Annotated in this window: 7 protein-coding genes; 2 read left to right on the forward strand and 5 right to left on the reverse strand. The window is 45.6% G+C overall.

What is annotated here, in order from left to right; translation table 11 throughout:
* From zapE to AB4Z17_RS31050, 3 genes are all read right to left on the reverse strand, one after another.
* The coding region (gene zapE / locus AB4Z17_RS31040; protein ID WP_441964156.1) for an AFG1/ZapE family ATPase at positions 1–913 on the reverse strand (913 nt) is incomplete at its 3' end.
* A gap of 21 nt (positions 914–934) precedes the next feature.
* Complete coding sequence (locus tag AB4Z17_RS31045; RefSeq protein WP_441908283.1) at positions 935–2,467, reverse strand: helicase DnaB; 1,533 nt, start codon at positions 2,465–2,467, stop codon at positions 935–937.
* Between the two features lie 307 nt (positions 2,468–2,774).
* Entirely contained in the window at positions 2,775–3,065 is a 291-nt protein-coding gene (locus tag AB4Z17_RS31050; protein WP_076267568.1) for a YuiB family protein, read from the reverse strand.
* Between the two features lie 164 nt (positions 3,066–3,229).
* On the opposite strand from AB4Z17_RS31050, the gene hemQ reads away from it, so the two are divergent.
* Complete coding sequence (gene hemQ / locus AB4Z17_RS31055; RefSeq protein ID WP_441908284.1) at positions 3,230–3,976, forward strand: hydrogen peroxide-dependent heme synthase; 747 nt, start codon at positions 3,230–3,232, stop codon at positions 3,974–3,976.
* Between the two features lie 130 nt (positions 3,977–4,106).
* On the opposite strand, the gene AB4Z17_RS31060 is transcribed toward hemQ, so the two are convergent.
* The gene (locus tag AB4Z17_RS31060) at positions 4,107–4,379 is read right to left on the reverse strand and encodes a hypothetical protein (protein WP_076267567.1); all 273 of its coding nucleotides are present in this window, start codon (positions 4,377–4,379) and stop codon (positions 4,107–4,109) included.
* On the reverse strand, positions 4,379–5,572 hold the full coding sequence (locus AB4Z17_RS31065; protein WP_076267566.1) for an NAD(P)/FAD-dependent oxidoreductase: 1,194 nt from the start codon (positions 5,570–5,572) through the stop codon (positions 4,379–4,381). The genes AB4Z17_RS31060 and AB4Z17_RS31065 overlap by 1 nt, the downstream gene beginning before the upstream one ends.
* Positions 5,573–5,905: 333 nt before the next feature.
* Here AB4Z17_RS31065 and AB4Z17_RS31070 point away from each other — a divergent pair.
* The coding region (locus tag AB4Z17_RS31070) for an NAD(P)/FAD-dependent oxidoreductase (RefSeq protein WP_441964158.1) at positions 5,906–6,244 on the forward strand (339 nt) is incomplete at its 3' end.

Here is a 6,244-nt window from a genome sequence, read left to right on the forward strand (position 1 = left end):
GCCGTATACGCCGTATACGGTCCATTATACGCTGTCCCTTATGCAGCTCATCGCCATCCTTGCTCGTGAAGCTAAAATGCCTCTCCAGCGCCTCCAGCTCGTAGTTGGAGGTGTAGAACGTTGGCTTGCGCTGCATCCGATAATTCAAGATCGCGCCAAGTACATGATCGCGAACCCATGGATTTAAATTTTCTGCACCCATATCATCAAAGATAAGGAGGTCGGTTTCCTTCATCATCTCGACCGTTTCCTTCAGCTTGCCAGGCTCATGCATAAGCGTCTTCAGATCTTCTACAAAGTCAGGCATGTAGACGATCACACCAGAATATCCAGCCTTCGCAAGCTCATGAAGCAAATAACACATTAAAAATGTTTTGCCTGTACCAAAGCGGCCTGCCAAATACAAGCCTTCCTCCTGCAAGCCATGCTCTTTCGTGCGATCGATATATTTCTGAACCTGCCCAACCGCCTTTGCACGCTCAAGATCTCTCGTAATAATCTCAGCTGACGAGTAACCGCGCTGCAGCGCCTTCTCGTCTATGTAGAAGCTTCTGATCCGGCTTCTAATCTGATCCTCATTCTGACGAGCGTTAAATTTCTTGCATGCTACCTTACGGTCATATAACTGCGTTAGACCATTCACCGTATCAGAACTAAGCAGCGTATAGTGGCCTTCAAAATCATTCGGGCAATTGTCTAAGCCCGGACAATTGGTACAGTTCCTGTATTCCGTCACATATTGATAAACCCGATTCAAATTAAGACGGATTGTCTGCTCATCCAAATCCGGATATTTAACGCGAAGCTTCTCAACAAGCGGTTCTGCAAGCAGCTCAGTCAGCTTATGCTCCGCCTTTTCCGTAAAGGCTTTACCGGAAGGCCAAGCCTTCAGCAATTCGCCCATCGACTCCATCATCTGCTTACACCGCCTTTATCATTTACCGTCTAATTTCCGAGCCAGCTTCAACAGCTCTTCAAGCTCATCGGCCGAAACTGCCGAAGCCGATTGATCTTCCTGTACGATTGGAATAGAAGGCTTACGGGATGTGCCCCTGCTGCTGCCTCCGCTTCTGGAGCCGCCTTTCGAGCCGCTATAGCCTCCGCCAGCGTAACTGGTCGCAGCTTCCTTGCGGCGCTCCTTATCCTGCTCCACCTGCGCTTGCTCTCGCACATAAAGCACTGCTTTCTCGAATGTATCGATTTGTTTCACAAGCATATTCGATGCTACGGCGTCCAAAAATGTTTTTGTCACCCGCTGCGCATCGTTAGCTCCAATAACATAATGTATAAGTACGTTTATAACGGGGGCAGCTAATTTATAATTGAGGTCGATGCGTTCAAACACTCGTTCAATCCAATCCGGTACTGCTCCGGGGAAAAAGCGCTGAAGAAACCGTGTATGTGGTTCATTTCGCATCAGCATATTATACTGCTGAACATCACAGCGGCCGCTAAGCTGATTGGGAACTTGCAAATAATGCTGCTCTTGCACTTCGTATTCCTCGGTCAATTCATCAGGATCAACCGTCTCCTCGTCCGCAACAACTTGCGTGCGTGACAGCGCTCGCTGCCGTTCGCCTTCCCGCTTCTTGTCCTGCCTATAAAATTGATTAGCCCGCAGTTGAAGCTCGTCAACATTAAGTGTGCCGCTCTCTCCAAAAATGCCATCCTCATCAAGCAAACGACATATATCCACTACAGCCAAATTATATTTGTAAGCTACATAGTTCACCTGCGAGAGTTGTTCTTCATCACTTCGCAGCCGCTCCACGAACCGCCGATTTGCGGAATTACGAGGAAAACGCAAAATAATTTCTCCATAAGGTATGCCTGCTGTTGCTTGTGCCGGCCTAGCGGCTGATTGCCGCGATGGCGCAACCTCTGTCAACGCTTGCTCAAGCTCATTGTCTACGGACTGCATATTAAGCTTAAACAGCTCATAGAAAGGCACTGATATATTTTCTTTCGTTAATTTCGCTCCTGCCAGCTCATCCGGTTCATTAGCGCCAAATGATTCTCGAAGCGAGATTACCGCATACTTGCCAACCTTATCGCGCAAGAGCATCGTTAAATGCATGTTGCGAAAAAATTCGACTGGCGACAACGGCTGCGACATCTCGTATTCATAAATAACATCTGCATTATCGGGAACGCCTAATCGTGACGTTTGCAGCAATCCAACAGCCTCCAGCTTCGAAGCCTGCTCGATAAGATGCTTGCGTCCGCGCTCGTTCATCTCCAGCCCTAAGCCAAGAAACAGCTTGCGCTGCGGCTCAATCGAAGAGTAGCCCGAGGTGCCTTCGGCAATGCCATGATACAGCTGCTGGTAAAATGCGACGGCAAATGCGCCAATCATCGGCTGATAGATTAGCGACAGCATTTTGTAGTCTAGGCTGCTTAGCGAAAAATCGCGAAAAATGTAATATCGGTGGTGTTCCGTGTACTGCAATATATTATTGATGCGCATAGCATCAGCTCCATCCTTCACTAACATTCTATCATTTTAACATAAAAACCGATGTTCAGGACGAGTCGGAAAATAGAAAAATCCCCCGAAGGAGGGATTTTTTTTTCAAATATAAGAAGGCATATCATTCGTTCCTTCTGCTTATCTTATATTTCTCCGTCAAAGCTGCTTCAGYATCCAGWGGACGCTGAAGGCGTTTTTGCTTGAAATATAAGAATYTATAAGTTTGTTAGCTTATAAAGGGCTTATATTTCTCCGTCAAAGCTGCTTCAGCATCCAGTGGACGCTGAAGGCGTTTTTGCTTGGCTTAAAACATTTTGTAGCCGCCCTTGCGCAGCGCCTGAATCGCCCATCCGCTTACGTATGCGCCGATTAGCGCTCCAATTACCGGTATGTAATCAAAAACCGTGTAGTGAGCAAAGTTTTCAATCGTCGTTGACGCCGACTGATCCCAAGGAGCCCAAATACCTAATACAATTAATGCGATAACAAATAAATATATCGGGAACCACGTTGTTTTCAACAACATATTCAAAATAAAGCCAATGCCGAACATCATAACTAAAAACAGCACGGTTGCAATAATTAATTGAAGCATCCAAACTTCCCCTTTCACACTCTCGTTTATTAGTTTAATTAATGGTTAGATGGAAGTCAATTATATGAGGACAAATGTCACAAGACCGCCATTTGCTCACTCCGCCCTCCTTACGATACAATGATTAGAGCATCATTATGGAGCTTGAAGGGAGCATTTATACGATGAGTGAAGCAGCACAAACATTAGAAGGCTGGTACGCGCTGCATGATTTCCGCAGTGTGGATTGGACCGCTTGGCGCTTAGCCGATGAAAGTGAACGAAGCCGCGCGCTGGACGAACTGCAAACGTTTTTGCAGCAATGGACCACAGTGGAGGAAAATAAAGAAGGCAGTACAGCCGTTTATTCCATCGTTGGTCAAAAAGCAGACTTCGTATTCATGCATTTGCGTGAAACACTAGAGGAGCTTAACGAACTTGAAACGGCGTTCAACAAAACAACGTTCGCAAGCTTTACATATCCGGTATTTTCATATGTCAGCATTGTAGAGCTGAGCAACTACATGGCACAACCGGGCTCTGATCCGATGCAAAACCCGGATATTATCGCTCGATTGAAACCGACGCTGCCAAAAGCAAACCACATCTGCTTCTATCCGATGAACAAGCGCCGTGATGGACAAGACAACTGGTATATGCTCGCAATGGACGAGCGTAAAACATTGATGCGCAGCCACGGGATGATCGGTCGTCAATACGCTGGCAAAGTTAAACAAATCATTACCGGCTCTGTCGGCTTCGACAACTGGGAATGGGGCGTTACACTGTTCGCCGATGATGCGTTGCAATTCAAGAAGCTGATTTATGAAATGCGCTTTGATGAAGTGAGCGCTCGTTACGCTGACTTCGGCGATTTTTATGTCGGCAATTTCTTGAACGTAGAAAAATTCCAAGCTTTGCTGAAAATATAATAGAAAGAAAGCCCAAGCCTTTTCTTCAAATGGCTTGGGCTTCTTTTTTTTCCGAGAGAATCAACTGAATGAAAAAGGCTTCCGCCTTGGAGCAGCTTCGTTGCTACTCCAATGRGCGAAAGCCTTTATTTTAATTATCGTCGTCGTCATCTTCGTCATTATTTTCAAGACCAAGCCGCTTCGCTTCCAAATACTCTTGTGTAGCTCGGTCACGAGCGCGGCCTTTGTCCTTCAACCTCTCGATCGCTGGCTGAATAAGGAGGTCAACTTCCTTTTGCACCGTATAGGCCAAGTCGTATCGTGTTTGCGATTCTAAGAAGGAGCCGACTTCCATCAATGCATTGTAACGATCCAGCTCATCTCTGGTCAGCAATCCGCGGACTTGTACGCTGCAATGTCTCATTATAGAAACTTCCCTTTGCGAAGTACAAGCGAAATGCCGCCGATGATGAACAGGTAACGAAGGTCGATCGCTTTTTTCAGCCAAGCGGCTACGCGGCCTTTATATTTTTTGCCAAAAGCTACTCCGATTGCTTCGCCTTTGCCAAGTGATGCTACCGTTCCTTTGTTGCTGAACGTGAAGCTCTTCGGCGGTTGATTGCGAATGGAAGCGACAAGGTTATGTGCACATACGACACCTTGCTGCATTGCAATTTGAGCAGTCGGCGGATAAGGACGGCCTTCTGGATTAAACATCAGCGAGTTGTCGCCAACGATATAAATGTTCTCATTGCTCGGCGAGCGAAGGAATTCATCCACCTTCACGCGTCCGCGCATCGTTTCGAATCCAGCTTCCTCAATGAGGCGATTGCCGCGAATACCGCCAGTCCAGATCACGGTAGCCGACTTGATTTCTTCGCCTTCGCCAACGATAACACCCTCTGGCGAGCACTCCTTAATGGCTGTGCCAATACGGAACGTTACACCCTTCTTGGTCAACACATCCATCCCATACTCTACGAGTTCAGGATCAAAGCCTGGCAGCGCCGTTGGTGCTGCTTCGATGTTGTAGATTTTTACAAGCGCAGGATCTACGTCAAATTGCTTGCACAGCTCAGGAATACGGTCGGAGAGTTCTCCAACAAATTCGATTCCCGTAAAGCCTGCACCGCCAACAACAAACGTCAAATAATCCGTACGATGCGGTTCACGTTTGAAGCGCGCGAATTGGTACTCGATATGCTCGCGAATCAAACGAACAGAGTTGATGCTGCGAATATTCATTGCATGTTCGCCTAAGCCTGGAATTCCGAAAGTCTCAGGCTCGCCTCCAAGACCAATGACCAAATAATCATAAGACAAAGTACCGTCTTCAAGGATCACTTTTTTATCTTGCGGACGAATTTGAACGACCGTTGATTTCACGAAGTCGATTTTAAATTCATCGATCAATTTCGAAATGCTCACCCGTGCATTTTCCGGATTATCCGTGCCTGCCGCTGGCATATGAAGATGTGTTGTAATATAGTGGTAATCATGTTTATTAACTAACGTAACGTCAGCTTCATTGTAATTTAATTCTTTTTGCAGTCGAAGTGCGGTCAAAATGCCGCCGTACCCTGCGCCAAGAATAACGATTTTAGGTATGTTACTCATCGTTTAATCCCATCCATTCCTTATTTATCTTTGTATTTATACTTTGTGAAAAATTACACATGCTAAACCGAATATTTATAATGATGAGTTCAGTGTGTTCTAATTAAAGTGCTTTTATCAATGAGCCTATGGCATTAAACCGACAACTTTCGACGTTTTATGCAACCACTCCCATGCATAACATACATCAGAAATTCTACAGAGTTTTCGGGCAAAGTTCAAGGGCAAAATATACGAAATTGTTTAGAACTCTATACAAATTAAATATTTCCTTCTTATATCTGGAAAGTTTATAATTGAAGTCGTAAAGCTTATAACGTGGAGGTGGCTACAATGTCAAACCCTGAATCAGCAGTAGATCCCGTCGATATTTTAATCATCGGAGGCGGGCCTGCAGGAATGTTTGCTGCTTTCTATGGCGGTATGCGACAAGCTTCAGTTAAACTCATCGAAAGCATGCCCCAGCTAGGCGGTCAGCTTGCAGCGCTTTATCCTGAAAAATACATTTATGATGTTGCTGGATTTCCTAAGGTAACGGCACAAGAACTAGTTGACCGTCTACGAGAGCAGCTTTCTCATTTTCAGCAGGAAATCTGCCTTGAGGAAAAGGTATTAAACGTAAACAAACTTGATGAACGTCTATTTGAAATTATAACAGACAAAACAAAACAT

The sequence above is a fragment of the Paenibacillus sp. TAF43_2 genome (assembly GCF_052113545.1).
In the GTDB taxonomy this organism is placed as follows: Bacteria; Bacillota; Bacilli; order Paenibacillales; family Paenibacillaceae; genus Pristimantibacillus.

What these genes read in the sequence shown, in the direction of transcription:
- AB4Z17_RS31045 (WP_441908283.1), bottom strand. Translation starts at nt 2,467, where the DNA reads ATGCGCATCAATAATATATTGCAGTACACGGAACACCACCGATATTAC.
- AB4Z17_RS31050 (WP_076267568.1), bottom strand. Translation starts at nt 3,065, where the DNA reads ATGCTTCAATTAATTATTGCAACCGTGCTGTTTTTAGTTATGATGTTC.
- hemQ (WP_441908284.1), top strand. Translation starts at nt 3,230, where the DNA reads ATGAGTGAAGCAGCACAAACATTAGAAGGCTGGTACGCGCTGCATGAT.
- AB4Z17_RS31060 (WP_076267567.1), bottom strand. Translation starts at nt 4,379, where the DNA reads ATGAGACATTGCAGCGTACAAGTCCGCGGATTGCTGACCAGAGATGAG.
- AB4Z17_RS31065 (WP_076267566.1), bottom strand. Translation starts at nt 5,572, where the DNA reads ATGAGTAACATACCTAAAATCGTTATTCTTGGCGCAGGGTACGGCGGC.